The organism is Frigidibacter oleivorans, from assembly GCF_003993775.1.
In the GTDB taxonomy this organism is placed as follows: Bacteria; Pseudomonadota; Alphaproteobacteria; order Rhodobacterales; family Rhodobacteraceae; genus Frigidibacter; species Frigidibacter oleivorans.
This window is the reverse complement of sequence record NZ_RJRZ01000029.1, coordinates 1-17,280: the sequence shown is the minus strand read 5'-3', so window position 1 is coordinate 17,280 and position 17,280 is coordinate 1. Positions and strand designations below refer to the sequence as shown.

Below are 17,280 nucleotides of genomic sequence, written 5' to 3'. Positions count from 1 at the left end.
CGCGTTGCCCGGGAGCTGACAGCGCTGATCGAGCGTCGTGGAAAGCCCGGCGTCATCGTCAGCGACAACGGCACCGAGTTCACCTCGAACGCGATCCTGGAATGGGCAGAGAAGATGCAAACGCCAGATGCGCGCGCCCCGAGGCCGTTTCGGGAATGGGCAGCTTCCGCCCCACCATGCCGTGGTTGATGGCGTAGGGGCTGATGCTGTGCGTCGACTCGCGCACCTCCATCCGGTACTCGCGCATGGTCATGAGGTCGATCGGCCAGAGGATGCGCCGCGCCATCTGGATCATCTTGGGGATGGCGATCTGGCAGACCCAGTCCTCGTCCCGGAACCCCGAGCTGAGCGACTTGGTGTGCAGCGTCGGGCGCCATTTCTCGGAAGAGCGGTCGCGAATGACGAGCTGCATTTCCTCGAGCGTCTCCAGCAGGCGGTAGACCGGCTCGTTCACCCGCTTCAGCGTGAATGCCGAATGCGGTGCGCAAACCCCGATGGCGGCCATCGCCGCCAGCCTGCTCCTGGCCGTGATCCTGCTGCTGTTCGGCAGCTACATCACCGTCATCCCACAACCGGCCATCGCGGGCCTGATCCTCTATGTCGCCTGGCGTCTGATCGACCGCAAGGAGATCGCGCATATCATCCGCACCTCTCGCCCGGAGACGCTGATCCTGCTCCTGACGCTCGGCGCCGGACTTATCCTCGACCTCGACACGTCGATCTATGTGGGCGTGATCGCGTCGTTCTCGATCTTCATCTTCAACAGCGCACGCCCCTCGTTGAGGGTCAGCACGCCGGTCCTGTCGCCGTCGGGGCGGCGCAAGTTCCGCAATGCCGACATGCACGGGGTGCCGGAATGCCCGCAGCTTCTGACGGTGCGCCTGGACGGGCCGCTCTATTTCGGGTCGTTCGATCATGTCGAGGCCGAATGCCACTCTCGCACCAGGGCCCGGGTTCTCGCGATGCGGGATGGCGACTTGAAAAGTCGCGTTGGCCCATCCTAGGGTCTCCCGTGTTTCCAGCCCGGATCTGCGATGAGACACAAGGCCGACCTGATCTCGCAGAAGATGCGTCTGCGCCAGCTGCGCTGCTTCGTCACCGCGGCGCGGATGAAAAGTGTCGGTGCGGCGGCTGACAAGCTGGGCCTGACCCAACCGTCGGTCAGCCGCAGCATACGCGAGCTGGAGCAGGTGCTGGGCCATGACCTGTTCGACCGCTCGATGCGCGGGGCGGAACTGACGCGGCGAGGCCGCGACTTTCTCGAAGCGGCAGAGGCGGGCCTTCTGCAGATATGGCAGGGCACAAGGGCGGCGATCGGCGATGTCGGGGCGCAAGAGGTGGTGCGGATCGGTGCCTTGCCGAATGTCTGCTCACGAATGCTTCCATCCCTGATCGCCAGCTTCAAGGTGCAGATGCCCGGTGTGAGGGTCGTCATCAATCCGGGCCCGAACGCCGTCCTGCTGGGCGCACTGCGTCACGGAGAGACCGACATCGTGATCGGCCGGCTTTCGTCCAGCGAGGAGATGCGCGGGCTGGTCTTCGAGGCACTCTATGACGAACCGCTTGTTTTCGTGGTGCGCGCGTCCCACCCGCTGGCCCACAAGAGCCCCTCGCTGCAGGACGTTCTGGACTATCCGATGCTTCTGCCGCCCGAGGGGACCATCATCCGGCAAGAGGTCTCGCGCTTTCTTGCGGGGCAGGGCGTCGGCGGCCTGCCGAATGTGATCGAGACCACGTCCTCGGATTTCCAGCGTGCCTATCTGGCGATCACCGAAAGCGTCGCCATCATCCCCCAGGGGGTCGTCCAGCGCGAGATCGAGTCCGGCGATCTGGTCGATCTCGGCATCGGAGGGCGCGGGCTCGTCGGGCCCGTCGGGCTGACGACCAACCCGGATGTGAAGCTGTCCGGCGCGGTCGCAATGATGGTTCAGCATGTGCGGAGGCATCCCTTCCATACCGGAACTGGTATGTGACTGCGCAGACTTTGTGCGCTCGGCCCCCGATTGCGGTGGTAGGCTCAGGCTTCAGGCACGTCTTTGGGAGGAAGGCACATGAACCAACTTGCGAAGGTCGCAATCGCGGCTGCCCTTGCTGTCAGCGGCGGCATCGCCCAGGCGCAATCCCTCAGTCTCGAAGGTGGCGGCGCGGCGTCGCTGACCGGGATCGTTCCACAGACTTACGCGCAATTCACAGCCGCCGAAGGCGTGAACCTGCAGGTCATTCTGGGGCAGGCGCTGACACGCTCGGCGCTCAAGGTCGCGGCGGGCCAGCTGGACGTCGCCGTGGTTCCGCCGGATGCCTACAATGCGATGAAGGCCGGAGTCGGCCCCTATGCCGATCTTGCGGATCAGGCCAAGTCGATGGCGCCGAACCTGCGTGCGCTGTTCGGTTTCCCGGGCGGCACCTTTCATGCGGTTGCCTGGGCGGACAGCGGAATCGACAGCTGGGACGATCTCGCCGGCAAGCGCGTCTATATCGGCCCCCCCGCCGGGGCGGCCAACCGCCAGATTTCGGGCATGATCTCGGCCGCAAGCGGCGGACTGATGCCCGATGCGGACTATGAAGCCTTTCGTGCGCCGTGGGATGCCGCTCAGCAGAGCTTTCAGGACGGCCAATATGACGTCTATGTCGGCTCGATCGCAGTTGGCAGCCAGATGCTGAACGAATTGAGCCTCCAGCGCGAGATCGTCATCCTGGGGATCCCCGAGGAGGTGATGGAGACCGATGTCTGGGCGCAATATGTCGAAGAGAGTGCGATGGCTCCCACGATTATCCCGGCCGGCACCTATTCGGGGCAGGCAAACGGCGACGCGGACCTGATCGCTGTCGCGACCTCGATGATGATGGCGGTCAATGCCTCGATGGACGACGAGACGGCCTACAAGCTGACCAAAGCGTTCTGGGACAACCTTGACGCGATGAAGAACGCCAATGCGTTGATGCAATCGATCGACTCTTCGCAACCTTTCGCCAACCTTTCGGCGGCGCTGCATCCGGGCGCGGTGCGCTATTACGAGGAGGCCGGGATCGAGGTTCCCGCCGAACTCGTGCCGAACTGACATCCGGCAGGCCGGCCGCCGGTCCGGGCCACGGACCTGTGCGGTCGGCACCATCATTCACGTGGAAATCAGGGAGGGATCGGCCATGGAGGGCTCGGTCAACGCAGCCACGCGCATGGCAAGACGCGCGGTCTATGTCGTCGGATTGGTGATCGCGCTCATCGGTCTGGCAAACGTGATGCCGACCTACAATGTGCTGCCGCGCATCGGCCCCTTCGCGGTCGAGTGGTTTCGCCCGCTGTTCTACTGGCTTGCGATCCTGGTCTTTCTTGGCGTCGATGCGGAACGTCGCGCCCGGGAGAATGGCCTGAAGACCGTTCACCTTGTCGCCTATGCCATCGCTGCCGTCGCGATCGGCTATGTCTGCTACGACTTCTGGCGTGTCGGCATGGTCATCCAGAACAGCGTGATGTTCTTCGGCCAGCGCGAGATGGTGCTGGCGCTGCTGGCCGCCGGTATCTCGATCTGGGCGTGCTGGTATCTCTGGGGGCCGCCGATTGCCATCATCGGTGCGCTGGCGCTGCTGTATCTGGCGACCGGCCAGCACTGGCCCGGACCGCTGAGAACGGCCCCCGTCAACGTCGTGGACGCGATCCCCGCGAACATCTGGTATGCGACCGATCAGGGTATCCTCGGGTCGATCATGGGCGTCATCCTGACGACCGTGCTTCCCTTCATTGTCCTGGGCGCCATTCTCGAGGGCTGCGGCGCAGGCGGCTCGATGATCCGCATTTCGTTCCAGTTGATGAAGCGCTTCAGGGGCGGGCCGGCCTATGCCGCGATCCTGGCCTCGGCGCTGTTCGGCACCGTTTCGGGCTCGGCGGTTGCCAACGTGGTCGGCACTGGCGTCGTGACCATCCCGATGATCCGCAGGCGGGGCTTCAGCGCCACCTTCGCCGGTGCGGTGGAGGCGACTGCCTCGACCGGCGGGCAGATCCTGCCGCCGATCATGGGCGCCGCCGCGCTGGTCATGGCCGATATCGTGGGTGTCAGCTACCTGACGGTCATCCTGGCCGTCATCATCCCCGCCGTTGCCTACTACGCTTCTCTTTTCATGGCCGTCTATTTCGAAAGCCAGAAGCTGAACATCCAGGTGAGCGGCGACGATATCGACGTCGATCCCCCCACGGGCCAGGACTGGCTGAACATGCTGCTGGTCTTCGGGCCGATCGCCATCATCGTTTATCTGCTGGTGAGCGGCCTGTCCGCTGCCGGTGCCTCGATCGCGGCGATCCTTCTGCTGATCCCGATGAGCTTCATCAATCCGGAAGTGCGCCGAAAGCCCATGCTGCTGGTCGCGTCGCTGGCCGAGGGCGGCAAGGTCGTCGGGCAACTGGCCGTTGCCATCGCGATTGTGGGGATCGTGGTGTCGGTCCTGTCGGCCACGGGGATTCCGACGACCTTCGCCGTGTTGCTGTCGAACGCGTCGTCGAACTCGCTGCTGGTCGCGCTGCTGATCGCGGCGGCGGGTTGCATCGTTCTTGGCATGGGGATGCCGACGCTGCCCGCCTATATCGCGATCATCTCGGTTATGGGGCCGACATTGCAGGGCTTCGGGATGGAACTGCTGGCAGCCCACATGTTCGTCTTCTTCTTCGGCGTTGCCGCCGGCATCACCCCACCCGTCGCACTGACGGCGTTCGCCGCGGCTGCCGTGTCCGGCGGGCGACCGATTGCGACTGCCATTGCATCGACCCGGATCGGGGCCATGATGTTCCTGATCCCTTTCGCCTGGGCCTTCGACGACGCCCTTCTTCTGGGCATCGGCGACACGGACCTGAACAGCGTTCTGCCCGCCATCGCCTTCCTGTTTGCCGCGCTCTATTTCTGCACGTCGGCATTGATCGGCCATGACCGCGGCAGGCTGACGGCGGTCGAGCGTATCCTGCGCCTTGCCGTGGCTCTCGCGCTCCTGTCTCCGGTTCTGTGGATCGAGCTTGGGGCGCTGGCTTTCGGGACCGCGCTCGTCGTCTATCGTTACCTCTCTGACCCCAAGGAAAAGGGAGCCATCACGTGACCGAGCGCCCCAACTTTCTTCTCTTCGTCACGGATCAGCATCGGGCGGATTATCTTGGCTGCTATGGTCATCCGATCCTGAGGACGCCGAATATCGACGGGATCGCCGCGCGCGGCGTGGCCTTCGACCGCTTTTATGTCGCAAGCCCGGTCTGCATGCCCAACCGCGCGAGCCTGATGACCTGCCGGATGCCGTCCAGCCATGGCGTGACCATGAATGGCGTGCCGCTGAGCCGCCAGAACGTGACCTTTGTCGAACTGCTGAAGGTGGCGGGCTACCGCACCGGGCTAATCGGCAAGAGCCATCTGCAGACCTTCACCGGGGCTCCCCCGTCAATGACGGTGCCTTCAGCGCGCGAGGGATATTTCCGGGCAGATGGCGATCTTGCCGAGGCCGTCCGGCATGACCTGAATGCGCCAACCTACAAATACGAAGAGCCGGATTTCTGGTCCGGCTCGCAGCCCCGTGTCCCCACCCCGTTCTATGGCTTCGATCATGTCGAGCTTGTCACCGGGCATGGCGATCATGTCGGCGGCGACTATGCGGCTTGGCTGCTGGAGCGTCGCCCCGACGCGGGCCATCTTCTGGGCGCGGCAAACCAGTTGCCGCACGACTACAGCTGCCCGCAGGCTGTCCGGACGGCCCTCCCGCCCGAGTTGTATTCGACAACCTATATCGCGGAACGTGCGGCTGCCTTCATCGAGGCCCGGAAGGACGAGGACCAGCCCTTCTTCCTGATGGTCAGCTGGCCCGACCCGCACCACCCGTTCAACCCGCCGGGCAAGTACTGGGAAATGTACGATCCGGACGACTTCCCCGTCCCCGAGGCGTTCACCCGCAACGACTGGACCCCGCCACCCCATGTCGCCGGGGTGCTGAACATGCGGGACGAAGGAAAGGCGAACCTGCGGGGCATGAACGCCGTCGGCTGTTCCCCGCGCGAGGCGCAGGAAGCGCAGGCCCTGACCTGCGGCATGATCTCCATGATCGATGATGCGGTGGGGACGGTTCAGGACGCCCTGCAGGCCAGTGGCCGCGCGGGCGAGACGGTCGAGATATTCACGACCGACCACGGCGATCACCTCGGCGATCACCGCCTTCTCTTCAAGGGCGCCGAGCAATATGAGCAGATCACCCGCGTGCCGTTCCTGTGGGCAGACCCGGAGGGCGACGGTGCTGCGCGCTCGGACAGGATCGGACAGACCCATGACATCGGCACCACGATCCTCGAGCGCGCGCGGATCGAAGCTGCTTGCGGGATGCAGGGCCGCAACCTCTTCGCAGAGGCCGGGAGGCCGGCTGCATTCATCCAGTATGCCCACCAGAAGGAGATGGACCAGTTGGGCGTCCCGCCCAACATCCACAGCATCCGCGACAGGCGGTTCCGCCTTTCGGTCCTGCAGGACATGGAGTGGGGCGAACTTTACGACCTGTCGGCCGATCCCGGAGAGTTGCGGAATCTGTGGGACGATCCCGTCCACGCGCCGGACAAGGCCCGTCTTCTCGAGATGCTGGTTCGGGCCGAACTGGCGCATGTTGACCGCTCGCCAATGCCCACCGGACGGGCGTGACGTCGTGGCGCCCGCTGCGAACCAGGGTGGCGTAGATGTCTGGCGGATGACCCGGGAGGATGTGCGGGGATGCAGGGCGCCCACGCGACCGCTGCCGAACCATGCCGCCGGAGACCCAGATACGGCTCTGCTATCGTGGCCATACCGTGACGGGCTGCGCCGACCTTCTTGCCCTGGTTCTGCGTCCGGAGAAACCGCGCTCGTGACCGGCGCAGGCCGGGGGTCAGGTCTTGTCCTCGCCCGCGATACCGCCTCTGATCACTCAGTCGCTCACCACCCAAGCGTGGCAGATGTTGACCGTTTCACCGTCGAGGCGGCTTCCGGCGGTCAGTCTGCTGAAGCCGTAGCTGTCGAACAGTATGAAATCCCCAGTCTCCGCATCCACGCCTTGAACGACCGTGTAATGGGTCTTCGGCTCCTCTTTTTTGCAAAAGAAGATCAGCGCTCCACAGTTGGGCCCAACACGGCTGGCGATATCGGACGGCGAAACGCCTTCGACATTTTGCGCGCCGAGCACGTCAAGGAGCCATGGAATGTCTTCGGGATCGATTCCTTCGAGAACGGCGGCGGACAGGTCCCCCTCCTTCTCTATCCGTTCCACGGCAGTGCGGAATTTTTCCCAGGCTGAAGGCTCGTCGTCGGGAATGGCACCATTGAGTCGAAGAAGGTTGATGCCTGCGTAGATGCTGCACAGGCAGTCCAGTCTCCCCTGCGTGAGAGGTTCCAGGTTCATTCCGCTACCCCCATGATTGTGCGGTCAGATGCTGAGCGGTGTGGCTGCCGGGTTTCCAAACGTCGCCTCCCACCACGGACCGCTCGGATCTCTTACTAGACCTGCGGTCCAGCGCCGGCCGGTCTGGGTTACGTGTCGCGGCCGGCGTCGGACGGCCGGTCGGGTTCGTTGACCCCGGATCGCCGGGCCCGAGGATAGTAGGACAGTAGGACAGCATAAAAAGGCCTTTCGGACTTGTTGCGGCACTGTTCAACCGCCGCAACTATCGGCCTGAGCAGCAGGCGCGGCAAGCGCGATTTGCGCGACAGGTCGTGGCCACAGACGGCCGAAGGAGGCTCTGGATATGGTGGGGGAGAAAGGGTCGCGACAAGGATGACATTCCAGACCAGCGCGCCCGAAATGATGGACGCCTGGCGGGCGCGCGGCGGGCGGGCCATGGTGCCCGTCTCGGTCGGCTCGAAAGCAAGCGCAAGGCCAAGCGTTACAGTGGTGATCAGGTTGATCCAGAGGATTTGTACGGCAGTGATCGGCAGGGCGAGGGCCAGAAGCAGGGCCGTGGAATGCCCTAGTTGAAGTGGTCGGCCTCAGGCGCCGGGGACGCGGGCGATTACCTTGATCTCCAGGTCGAAGCCTGCCAGCCAGTTCACGCCGACAGCGGTCCAGGCCGGGAACGGACGGTTGGGGAAGTAGCGTTCCTTGACCGGCATGAGCACGGGAAATTGCGTCTCGGGATCGGTGTGGAAGGTCGTGACGTCGATGATGTCGTCGAAGCTGCAGCCGGCGGCTTTCAGCACCGCCTCGAGGTTCCTGAAGGCACGCTCGACCTGGGCGGGATAGGTTTCTTCCGGCGAGCCGTCGTCACGGCTTCCGACCTGGCCGGACACGAAGAGCAAATCCCCCGAGCGTACGGCAGGCGCATAGCCGTGCTTGTCATAGAGGGCGTGCCGGGCCGAGTTGTCGGGATAGACTGCGGTGCGCGTTGCCATCGATGGGTTCCTTTTCGTAACAGATCCTGCAGCGGCCCCGGCGCGAGGGGTTTCGCGGGGATGGGCATTCAGATACGCTGCGTATGTCCGAGTTATTGGCGTACACTGCGTATGTCAATGAGGCGGGCCACCTATCTTTCCGGAGACGACATGGCCAGGCGATCGCGCGCCGAGATGATGGACGAGACGCGGCGCAAGCTGCTGGCATCGGCACGCGCGGCATTTGCCGAGAAGGGCTTTTCCGACACGTCGATGGATGACCTGACGGCCGCCGTCGGGCTGACGCGCGGCGCGCTGTACCACAACTTCGGAGACAAGAGGGGGCTCTTCGCCGCCGTGGTCGACCAGATCGACGCCGAGATGGCCAGCCGGGCGCGCAGCCTTGCCGAAGCCGAGAACACGGCATGGCAAGCCCTGCTTGCCGAGGGGAGTGCCTATATCGAGATGGCCCTGGATGCCGAGGTGCAGCGCATCGTCCTGCGCGACGGCCCGGCGGTGCTGGGCGATCCGGCCTGCTGGCCCAGCCAGAACCGCTGCCTCGATGCGACCCGCACGACAGTCGCGCAGCTTCTGGCCGAAGGCACGTTGCGGCCGGTAGATGTCGAGGCTGCCTCACGCCTGCTGAACGGCGCCGCGCTCAACGCCGCGCTCTGGGTGGCTGCCTGCGACGATCCTGCCGCGACCCTGCCCAAGGCGCAGGCGGCCTTCCGGATGCTGGCCGAAGGGCTGCTGACGAAAGACCCTGCCGGGGCGGATCGCCGTTCGGGATCCTGATGACGTACGCGTCTGCCGAGGTCGGTCAGGATCGCTGAGCCACCGGAGCGCCGCCCGGCCGAAGCCTGCCGCGGCGCTGCGGCGGGGCAGGGCAGTCGTCGCGCGCGGAGGGTGGACAGTCGGAAATCGCCTCGCAGGCGACGCAGGCCCAGGACCTGCCGGTCGGAACAAATAACAGTACAATTGACCATGATCTATTTTTGTCGTAACAAATGAGAAGGGAGAGAGACATGACTGAAAGCGCGTCCGAGGTGACGGCGAACGAGCCCCTGCACGTCAAGGTGCGGGAACTCATTCGCCAGCAGGCCATCAGCGGTGAGATCGTCGATCAGAACGGCCGGCTTCTGACCGAGGCGGAGCTGGTCGAGCGCTTCGGCGTCAGCCGTGCGACGGTGCGAAACGCCATCGGCCCCCTGGTCGAAAGCGGCATGTTCGACCGGGCGCCCCGTCGCGGCACCTTCCTGCGGTCCGGCCATGCCGAACAATGGGTCGGCAACCTGCTCGGGTTTCAGGAGGCGGTGGCCGAAGCCGGGTTCCGGCCCGGCGCCGCGACGCTGGACAGCGGGATGACCAACCGTCTGGACGACGAGGTGCGCGAGGTGCTGGGCGAGCGGGCCGTCTGGCAGCTGAAGCGGGTGCGCTTTGCCGACGACACCCCGGTCGCCATCGAACACGCCTTCTATCCCCCCGACATCGGGCTGGAACTCGCCGGCCGCGACCTGATCACGATCAAGATGTACGAGGTGTTCGAGCGGGAGCTGGGCCTCGAGATCGGCGAGGCCGTGCAGACCATCGGGGCCCGCATCTCGACCGCCGAGGACGAGATCGTCCTGGGTCTGGACCAGACCTCCGCGCTGGTCGAGATGACCCGGGTCACCCGGGCGCGCAGCGGCCGCCCTCTGGAGCTGCTGCGCTCGGTCTATCGGCCCGACTTCTTCCAGTTCTCCATCAACCTGCGCCGGCGGTCCTACTGACCGTCCGTCCCTGCGCCCAGCCGACCCGTACCCGCCCTTTCAACCTCGCCAAGGAAGCCCACCGGACATGAGCCAGCCGAACGTAATCATCATCCTGAATGACGACATGGGGTATTCCGACATCGGCTGCTATGGCGGCGAGGTCGAAACGCCGAACCTCGACAGCCTTGCGATGAATGGGTTGCGCTACTCGCAGTTCTACAACACCGCCCGCTGCAGCCCCTCGCGCGCATCGCTTCTGACCGGCCTGCACCCGCACCAGACCAGCATCGGCGTGCTGACCTATGACATGGGGCCCGAGGGCTATGCCGGGAACCTCGCCGAAACCTGCGTGACGATCCCCGAGGTGCTGAAGGCCAGCGGTTACCGCAGCTATATGAGCGGCAAGTGGCATGTCGCCTCCGACCTCCGGAACCCCACCAGCGCCTGGCCGATGCAGCGGGGGTTCGACAAGTTCTATGGCACGATCATCGGCGCAGGCAGCTTCTACCACCCGAACACCCTGACCCGCGGCAACGAGAACGTGGAGCACGAGGCGGTCGAGAACCCGGAGTTCTTCTATACCGATGCGATCAGCGACCAGGCCGCCGACTACGTGCGCGAGCACAGCAGCGAAAGCCCGGATTCCCCCTTCTTCATGTATGTCGCCTACACGGCTCCGCACTGGCCGCTGCACGCGCAACAGGAAGATATCGACAAGTACAAGGGCCGCTTCGACGCGGGCTGGGACAAGCTGCGCGAGGCGCGGCTCGAGCGGCTGGTGCGGGCCGGGATCCTCGACAGCGGCTGGAAGCTGTCGCCGCGCGACGCGACGCAGCCCCCGTTCGAGGATGCGCGCGAGAAGGAGTGGCTGATCCGCTGCATGGAGGTCTATGCGGCCCAGATCGACCGCATGGACCAGGGCATCGGACGCATTCTGTCGGCGCTCAGGGATACCGGCCAGGACGAGAACACGATCGTCATCTTCCTGTCCGACAACGGCGGATGCGCCGAGGACATTCCCGAAGGCGTCGATCCCAGGCAGCTGGTCGAAGACCTGATGATCGCCCAGTACAAGACCCGCGACGGCCGCGACGTGAGGATCGGCAACGACCCCTCGATCATGCCCGGCCCCGAGGACACCTATCAGAGCTACGGGACGGCATGGGCGAACCTGTCGAACACGCCGTTTCGCTTCTACAAGCACTGGACGCATGAGGGCGGCATCGCGACCCCGCTGATCGTTCACTGGCCCGCCGGGATCAAGGACCGGGGCGCGATCCGGCACACGCCCGGCCAGCTGCCCGATATCATGGCGACGATCCTCGAAGCCACGGGCGCGGCCTACCCGGCCGAACGCCACGGGCAGCCCGTCCCCCCCTGCGAGGGCGTCAGCCTGGTCGGCTCGTTCACCGACGATCGTCTGGGGCGCAAGCCGCTGTTCTGGGAACACGAGGGCAACGCGGCCGTGCGCGACGGCAAGTGGAAGCTGGTCCGCAACTACCCGCAGGACTGGGAACTCTACGACATGGAGGCGGACCGCACCGAGCTGACCGACCTGGCCGGCGCCCATCCCGACCGCGTCCGGACGATGGCCGCGATGTATGACGACTGGGCCGCGCGCTGCGGCGTCATCCCGCGCGAGAAGATCCTGGAGGTGATGAAGGACGCGGGCGCCCCCGCCTTCTGGGAAGACGAAGACGCCTGAACGACAAGCAAACAGACCTGTATCAAAGGGAGGAACCTATGAAACATCTGCTCAAGACCCTGTCCGCGGCGCGGCCCGTCATGGCGATCGTGACGGCCTGCAGCCTTGCGCCCGGCATGGCGGCCGCTCAGGCCGCGCTGGACCAGGACTATACTTTCCGGCTCGCCAATGTGCTGGCGGCAACGGACGTGACCGCCTTCGGGATCGACAAGTTCGCCGAACTGGCGAGCGAGAAATCGGACGGCCGGATCACCATCGAGGTGTTCCACGGCGGCCAGCTGGGCTCGGGCGTCGAGACCTTCGAGGCGGTGAAGAACGGGCACCTGGACTTCGCGGCGGACAGCTTCGCCAACCTCGCCTCGATCACCCCGGCCTTCGAGGTGTTCCACTTCCCGTTCCTGTTCGAAAGCCGCCAGCAGCTGCTGGCCGCGATGGGAAGCGAGGCCGTCCAGGCGCAGGTCAACGAGGAGCTGAAGCCGGTCGGGCTGGAATGGTTCGCCACCTTCGAGATCGGCGGCCCGCGTGAGGTCGGCACCTCGAAGAAGAAGATCGAAACCGCCGCCGATCTGGCGGGAATGAAGTTCCGCGCCTCGCGCTCGCCCCTGGAAATCGCCTCGCACGAGGCCTGGGGCGCGGCCGGGGTGACGATCGACTGGCCGGAAACGCCCGAGGCGCTGCGCCTTGGCATGGTCGATGGCCTGACCGTGCCCTATGCCAGCTTCCACTCGGCCAAGTTCCACGAGGGCGGGCTCGTCAAGTACATCCTCGACCTCAACTTCCAGAACTATGCCTCGGTCATCGTCGTGAACGAGGAGAAGTTCGCGGCCCTGCCCGAGGAGGTGCGGGAGATCCTGAACAGCGCCGCCGCCGAGGCTCAGGCCTGGCATGTCGATTTCGTCTCGCAATATATCACCGAGAACATCGCGGCGATGAAAGAGGCCGGGGTCGAGATCTACGCCCTGCCGGATGCCGAATATCAGGCCGTGCGCGACATGACGATCGACAGCGTCTGGACGCAGTTCACCGGACGCGACGGCATGAGCCAGGAAAAGATCGACCTGATCCGGCAAGAGGCCGGCCCCGTCGGTGACGGCGGCTGGGGCTATACCCGCTAGGATCCGATCGTGCAGACGGCCCTGCCCCCCGGGGGGCAGGGCGCCCTCGGGAGAGCATCATGCCGGAAACCACCTTCACCGCCCGCCTGCGGCGGTTCGACCTGCACCTGTCATCCGCCGTGCGCAGCATCTGCGTCGCGCTGCTGGGGGCGATCGTGCTGACGATCAGCGCCTCCGTCTTCTCGCGCTTCATCATCTTCAACCCGCTCAACTTCGCCGACGCGCTGGCGAAATACCTGATGCAATGGATGGTCTTCCTCGGGGTGGGCCTTGCGATCAGAAGCGGCGAGCATGTGCTGGTGGACATCGTCGCGGTCAAGCTCTCCCGCCGCAGCGCCAGGGTGCTGCTGGTCCTCAACAACGCGCTGGTATCGGTCCTGCTGGCGGTCGTCGCCTATTACGGGACGCTCAACGCCCTGAGCGCGACCGGCTCCCGCGACCCGTTCGTCTTCGGCATCTCGATGGCGATCCCCTATGCCTCGGTGGCGGTCGGCGCGGCCTATGCGCTGGTCCAGTCGAACATCACCACCTGGCTGAACCTTCATGACCCGGACTTCTCACTGCAGACCCCCAGCACGAGGTTGCCCGAATGAGCGCCCTAGCCGTCTATCTGCTCGCCTTCATCGGCCTGATCGCCCTGGCCATGCCGATCGGCTTTGCGCTCGGGCTGTCGACCTTGCTGGTCTTCGTGATGACCGATCAGCCGGTCCAGCTGTTCACGCAGCGCCTCTGGACCGGGCTCGACCGGTTCACGCTGGTTGCGATCCCGCTGTTCATCCTGGCGGGCGAGCTGATGGGCGGGTCCGGCATCCTGCAACGGTTGCTGGACTTCGCGCGCCTGCTCGTGGGCCGGTTCAAGGGCAGCCTGCTGCAGATCAACATCGTGGTGAGCATGTTCTTCGGCGGGATCAACGGCTCTGCCATCGCGGATACCAGCGCGGTCGGCTCGATGATGATCAAGGCCACCAAGGAGGAATACAATGACGGCGAGCTGGTCGCGGCCGTGACCGCCGTCAGCTCGGTCGTCGGCCCCGTCATCCCCCCCAGCCTGCCGATGCTGATCTATGCCTTTGCCGCCGGCAATGTCTCGATCGCCGCCCTGTTCCTCGCGGGGATCGTGCCGGGCATCCTTCTTGGCCTGTCGATGATGATCGTGACCGCGATCCTCGTGCGCAGGAAGGACTATCCCGTGTCCGACCGCCGCTATGGCATGGCCGAGATCCTGCGCATCACCGGGCGTTTCCTGATCGCCGCCATCCTGCCGGTCATCATGGTGGGCGGCGTGGTCGGGGGCTTTGCCACCCCGACCGAGGCCGGCTGCATCGCCATCGTCTATGCCCTGGCCATCGGCTTCTTCGTGACGCGCCAGCTGACCTGGGCCCTCGTCCATGCGGCGATGGTGCGGACGATCACCGTCACGGCGGTCGTCATGCTGCTGATTTCGGTCGGCAACGTGTCGACCTGGTGGCTGACGATCGAGGGCGTGCCGCGCTGGATCTCGACCGCGCTGCAGGAGACGACGTCGAGTCCGATGGTGTTCCTGGCGCTGATGCTGGTGATCTATCTGGTCATCGGCCTGTTCATCGAACAGGCGGCCGCGATGGTCATGCTGGTGCCGATCTTCGCCCCCCTGGCCTCGGCCTACGGGATCGACCCGGTCCATTTCGGCCTGTTCACCTGCCTGGCACTCGCGCTCGGACTGGTGACGCCGCCGGTGGGATTGTGCCTGTTCATCGCCGGCGGCATCGCGAATGTGCCGATCCACAGGGTCTTCGTCGCCGCCGCCCCCTATCTGCTGGCGATGTTCATGATCCTTCTGCTCGTCACCTTCGTGCCGCAGATCTACCTCTGGCTGCCGCGGATGATGGGGCTCTAGATCATGACCATTTGTGTCGCGGCCGGCGCCGCAGGGCCGGTCCGGCGCGTTCGATCCCGGTCCGCCGGACCCGGGGACAGGAGGACAGCATGAAACGGCTTTTCGGACTCATTGCCGCACTGTTCAACCGCCGCAACTATCGGCCAGAGCAGCACTATATGCGCGGCAAGCGCGAATCGCGCGACGGGTCGTAGCCGGGAACGGTCGAAGGAGGCTCTGGATATGGACGGGAAGACGCCGGCATGTTGCGGGGCAGGGCGCGGGACCGCGGCGCCGGGTGAGGCCTATCTCGCCGCAGCCCGCGCCGTGCCGCAGGCCCCCGAGGCCGAGCGGGCGGCGCTGCGTGCCGCGCTGCGCCCCGTTCCCGGCGGGATATTCGAGATGGGCGCCCGGCAGTCGCGCTTTGCCGCCGATCTCGACAGTCCCCGGCGCAAGGTGAAGCTGTCGCCGTTCCTGATCTCGCCCACCGCCGTCACGACGGCCGAATACGCCCGCTTTGCCGCCGCGACGGGCTATCGCAGCGTCGCCGAGCGGGAAGGGTGGAGCTATGTCTTCCATCTGCTGCTGCCCGATCCGGCGGCCTGGCCGGACAGCCCCCCCGGCCTGCCATGGTGGCGCCGGGTGGACGGAGCCTGCTGGCAGGCCCCCGAGGGTCCCGGGTCGACCACCGCCGGCCGCGAGGATCACCCGGCCGTTCACATCGCCTGGTATGACGCGCTGGCCTACTGCACCTGGGCCGGCCTGTCCTTGCCCTCCGAGGCGCAGTGGGAACGGGCCGCCCGCGGCGGCCTGGCCAAGCGGCGCTTTCCCTGGGGCGACCAGATGGAACCCGGCGGCATCCCGGCGATGAACACGTTCCGGGGCCAATTCCCCCGGCAGACCGATGCCGACCCCGGCTGGACAGGCACCGTGCCGGTGACCGCCTACGCGCCGAACGGCTACGGGCTGTGGAACATGACCGGCAATGTCTGGGAATGGGCACTCGACCGCTTCGGCCCGCTCGCCCCGCCGTCGCGCCTGCCTGTCCTGGATCCGGCCGCCGATCCTGACGCCGCCACCCCCGCCGCCCCCCGGGTGCAGCGCGGCGGCTCGTACCTCTGTCACGACAGCTATTGCGACCGCTATCACGTCCATTCCCGCACCCGCAACGACCCCGACAGTTCGACGGGGCATTCGGGTTTCCGGGTTGCCGCACCGCAGTCCTCCGCGACGGCCGACGCTGCCGGATGAGGGGCCCGCCGCTCTGACCCTTGCCTGACGCCTCAGGGCGGGTCGGCGCAATCCCCGGCGCTCCAGAGCAGGACGGGGGGGCCGGGTTCGGCGCCCAGTTCGTGGCAGGTTCCGGCGGCGCAGAGGGTCCATCCGGCGCCGGTCTTGCCCGAGGCGGCGAGCCGGACCAGGCGTTGCGGCGGCAGGTCGGGGGTCGCGTGCCAGCCGCCGTCGCGGAACACCGCGCCGGCGGGCGGCTCCATCCCCGCGCCGCTGCCGGTCATCACCGCCTCGACCGGGCGCAGGCCCGCCTCCGAGACGGTCCAGACCTCGTGCCAGCGGATCTTCTCCACCGAATGGGTCCAGTCGAGGGTGAAGCGCTCCGCCGCCAGCGTCAGCAGCAGGCCGCCGGCGGCGATGCAGAGGCTCATGCCGGGGCCTGGCCCTGCCGGCGCAGCCGCAGCCAGTGCAGGACCCCGAACAGCGCGGCGAGCGCGAAGCCGATCTCGTCCGATACCGGCAGCGCCACGATCAGCGACACGCCGCCGGCAAAGGCGACCAGCCGTTCGGGCAGGGTGGCGCGGCCCAGGAACTGGCCCACCACGGCGACGCCCCAGAGCCCGACCCCCAGCACCGCCTTCAGCAGGATATAGGCCACCTCCACCGGATAGCCGAGGCTCGCGGCGAGCGGGCCCCCATCCTGCAGCATCAGCGCCGGCGTATAGACCGCCATGAACGGGATCACGAAGCCCGCCACCGCCAGCCGCACCGCCTGCAGCGCGATCTTCAGCCCCGAAGCCTTGGCGATGGGCCCGGCGGCGAAACAGGCCAGCGCCACCGGCGGGGTCAGGTCGGCCATGATGCCGAAGTAGAAGACGAACATGTGGCTGACGAGGAGCGGCACGCCCAGTTCCAGCAGCGCGGGTCCGGCCAGCGAGGAGGTGATGATGTAGTTGGGGATGGTGGGGATGCCCATGCCGAGGACGAGGCAGGTCAGCATCGTCAGCACCAGCGACAGGAACAGGTTGTTCTCGCCCACCGCGATGATGGCGCCGATGAAGGTCGAGGCGATGCCGGTCAGGGTCAGCGTGCCGATGACGATGCCGACGATGGCGCAGGCGATGCCCACCGGCAGCGCGTTGCGCGCGCCCTGCGCCAACGCGTCGCGCAGGATGCCCAGCGTCGGGCGCGCGCCCTTCAGGAGCGCGCAGGCCGCCACCAGCAGGCCGATCACCAGCACCAGCAGGTTGACGCCGTATTCGAGGAAGGCCGCCGAGGC

Annotated in this window: 17 protein-coding genes and 2 pseudogenes; 13 read left to right on the top strand and 6 right to left on the bottom strand. The window is 66.1% G+C overall.

The genetic code is table 11. The features are described from left to right. Positions 1–114: pseudogene (locus EEY80_RS19740) on the top strand (IS3 family transposase); the annotation flags it as partial. Here the strand turns inward: EEY80_RS19740 and EEY80_RS20240 are convergent. Then, positions 80–505, bottom strand: coding sequence for a hypothetical protein (locus EEY80_RS20240; protein ID WP_164738336.1), 426 nt, complete (start codon positions 503–505; stop codon positions 80–82). The pseudogene EEY80_RS19740 and the gene EEY80_RS20240 overlap by 35 nt on opposite strands. Here EEY80_RS20240 and EEY80_RS19735 point away from each other — a divergent pair. The 5 genes from EEY80_RS19735 (at position 495) to EEY80_RS19715 (ending at position 6,647) form a co-directional block, all read left to right on the top strand. Continuing rightward, complete coding sequence (locus EEY80_RS19735; RefSeq protein ID WP_235829925.1) at positions 495–1,004, top strand: SulP family inorganic anion transporter; 510 nt, start codon at positions 495–497, stop codon at positions 1,002–1,004. The two genes, EEY80_RS20240 and EEY80_RS19735, sit on opposite strands and share 11 nt — an antisense overlap. A gap of 30 nt (positions 1,005–1,034) precedes the next feature. After that, the gene (locus tag EEY80_RS19730) at positions 1,035–1,973 is read left to right on the top strand and encodes a LysR substrate-binding domain-containing protein (protein WP_126979623.1); all 939 of its coding nucleotides are present in this window, start codon (positions 1,035–1,037) and stop codon (positions 1,971–1,973) included. A 78-nt stretch (positions 1,974–2,051) separates the two neighbouring features. Next, positions 2,052–3,059 carry a TAXI family TRAP transporter solute-binding subunit gene (locus EEY80_RS19725; protein WP_126979621.1) on the top strand — a complete coding sequence of 336 codons (1,008 nt, stop codon included), beginning with the start codon at positions 2,052–2,054 and terminating at the stop codon, positions 3,057–3,059. 85 nt (positions 3,060–3,144) lie between these two features. Beyond that, the gene (locus tag EEY80_RS19720) at positions 3,145–5,076 is read left to right on the top strand and encodes a TRAP transporter permease (protein WP_235829924.1); all 1,932 of its coding nucleotides are present in this window, start codon (positions 3,145–3,147) and stop codon (positions 5,074–5,076) included. Continuing rightward, positions 5,073–6,647, top strand: a complete 1,575-nt coding sequence (locus tag EEY80_RS19715) for a sulfatase family protein (protein WP_126979619.1) — start codon at positions 5,073–5,075, stop codon at positions 6,645–6,647. Before EEY80_RS19720 ends, EEY80_RS19715 begins: the two co-directional genes overlap by 4 nt. Before the next feature lie 262 nt (positions 6,648–6,909). Here the strand turns inward: EEY80_RS19715 and EEY80_RS19710 are convergent, their stop codons facing one another. From EEY80_RS19710 to EEY80_RS19700, 3 genes and pseudogenes are all read right to left on the bottom strand, one after another. Then, positions 6,910–7,380 (bottom strand): hypothetical protein, encoded by a 471-nt coding sequence (locus tag EEY80_RS19710; RefSeq protein ID WP_126979617.1) that lies wholly within the window; start codon positions 7,378–7,380, stop codon positions 6,910–6,912. A 356-nt stretch (positions 7,381–7,736) separates the two neighbouring features. Further along, positions 7,737–7,937 (bottom strand): annotated as a pseudogene (locus EEY80_RS20555) (cation transporting ATPase C-terminal domain-containing protein); the annotation flags it as partial. A 27-nt stretch (positions 7,938–7,964) separates the two neighbouring features. Further along, on the bottom strand, positions 7,965–8,366 hold the full coding sequence (locus EEY80_RS19700) for a RidA family protein (RefSeq protein ID WP_126979615.1): 402 nt from the start codon (positions 8,364–8,366) through the stop codon (positions 7,965–7,967). Positions 8,367–8,516: 150 nt separating this feature from the next. Here EEY80_RS19700 and EEY80_RS19695 point away from each other — a divergent pair, with 150 nt between their 5' ends. The 7 genes from EEY80_RS19695 to EEY80_RS19665 all read left to right on the top strand — a co-directional run bounded on the left by EEY80_RS19695 (position 8,517) and on the right by EEY80_RS19665 (position 16,022). Beyond that, positions 8,517–9,140: a TetR/AcrR family transcriptional regulator gene (locus EEY80_RS19695; RefSeq protein WP_126979613.1), complete on the top strand. Its 624-nt coding sequence runs from the start codon at positions 8,517–8,519 to the stop codon at positions 9,138–9,140. Between the two features lie 230 nt (positions 9,141–9,370). Continuing rightward, entirely contained in the window at positions 9,371–10,114 is a 744-nt protein-coding gene (locus tag EEY80_RS19690) for a GntR family transcriptional regulator (RefSeq protein WP_164738337.1), read from the top strand. A 67-nt stretch (positions 10,115–10,181) separates the two neighbouring features. Continuing rightward, positions 10,182–11,801: an arylsulfatase gene (locus tag EEY80_RS19685; RefSeq protein WP_126979609.1), complete on the top strand. Its 1,620-nt coding sequence runs from the start codon at positions 10,182–10,184 to the stop codon at positions 11,799–11,801. 38 nt (positions 11,802–11,839) lie between these two features. Next, on the top strand, positions 11,840–12,916 hold the full coding sequence (locus tag EEY80_RS19680) for a TRAP transporter substrate-binding protein (RefSeq protein ID WP_126979607.1): 1,077 nt from the start codon (positions 11,840–11,842) through the stop codon (positions 12,914–12,916). A 59-nt stretch (positions 12,917–12,975) separates the two neighbouring features. Next, positions 12,976–13,509, top strand: coding sequence for a TRAP transporter small permease (locus EEY80_RS19675; protein WP_126979605.1), 534 nt, complete (start codon positions 12,976–12,978; stop codon positions 13,507–13,509). Next, a complete protein-coding gene (locus EEY80_RS19670; protein ID WP_126979603.1) occupies positions 13,506–14,792 on the top strand; it encodes a TRAP transporter large permease in 1,287 nt (428 codons plus the stop codon). The genes EEY80_RS19675 and EEY80_RS19670 overlap by 4 nt, the downstream gene beginning before the upstream one ends. Positions 14,793–15,014: 222 nt before the next feature. Then, positions 15,015–16,022, top strand: coding sequence for a formylglycine-generating enzyme family protein (locus EEY80_RS19665; protein WP_126979600.1), 1,008 nt, complete (start codon positions 15,015–15,017; stop codon positions 16,020–16,022). Positions 16,023–16,054: 32 nt separating this feature from the next. Here the strand turns inward: EEY80_RS19665 and EEY80_RS19660 are convergent, their stop codons facing one another. Further along, positions 16,055–16,432, bottom strand: coding sequence for a DUF1850 domain-containing protein (locus tag EEY80_RS19660; protein WP_126979598.1), 378 nt, complete (start codon positions 16,430–16,432; stop codon positions 16,055–16,057). After that, the coding region (locus tag EEY80_RS19655; RefSeq protein ID WP_126979282.1) for a TRAP transporter large permease subunit at positions 16,429–17,280 on the bottom strand (852 nt) is incomplete at its 5' end. The genes EEY80_RS19655 and EEY80_RS19660, both read right to left, overlap by 4 nt.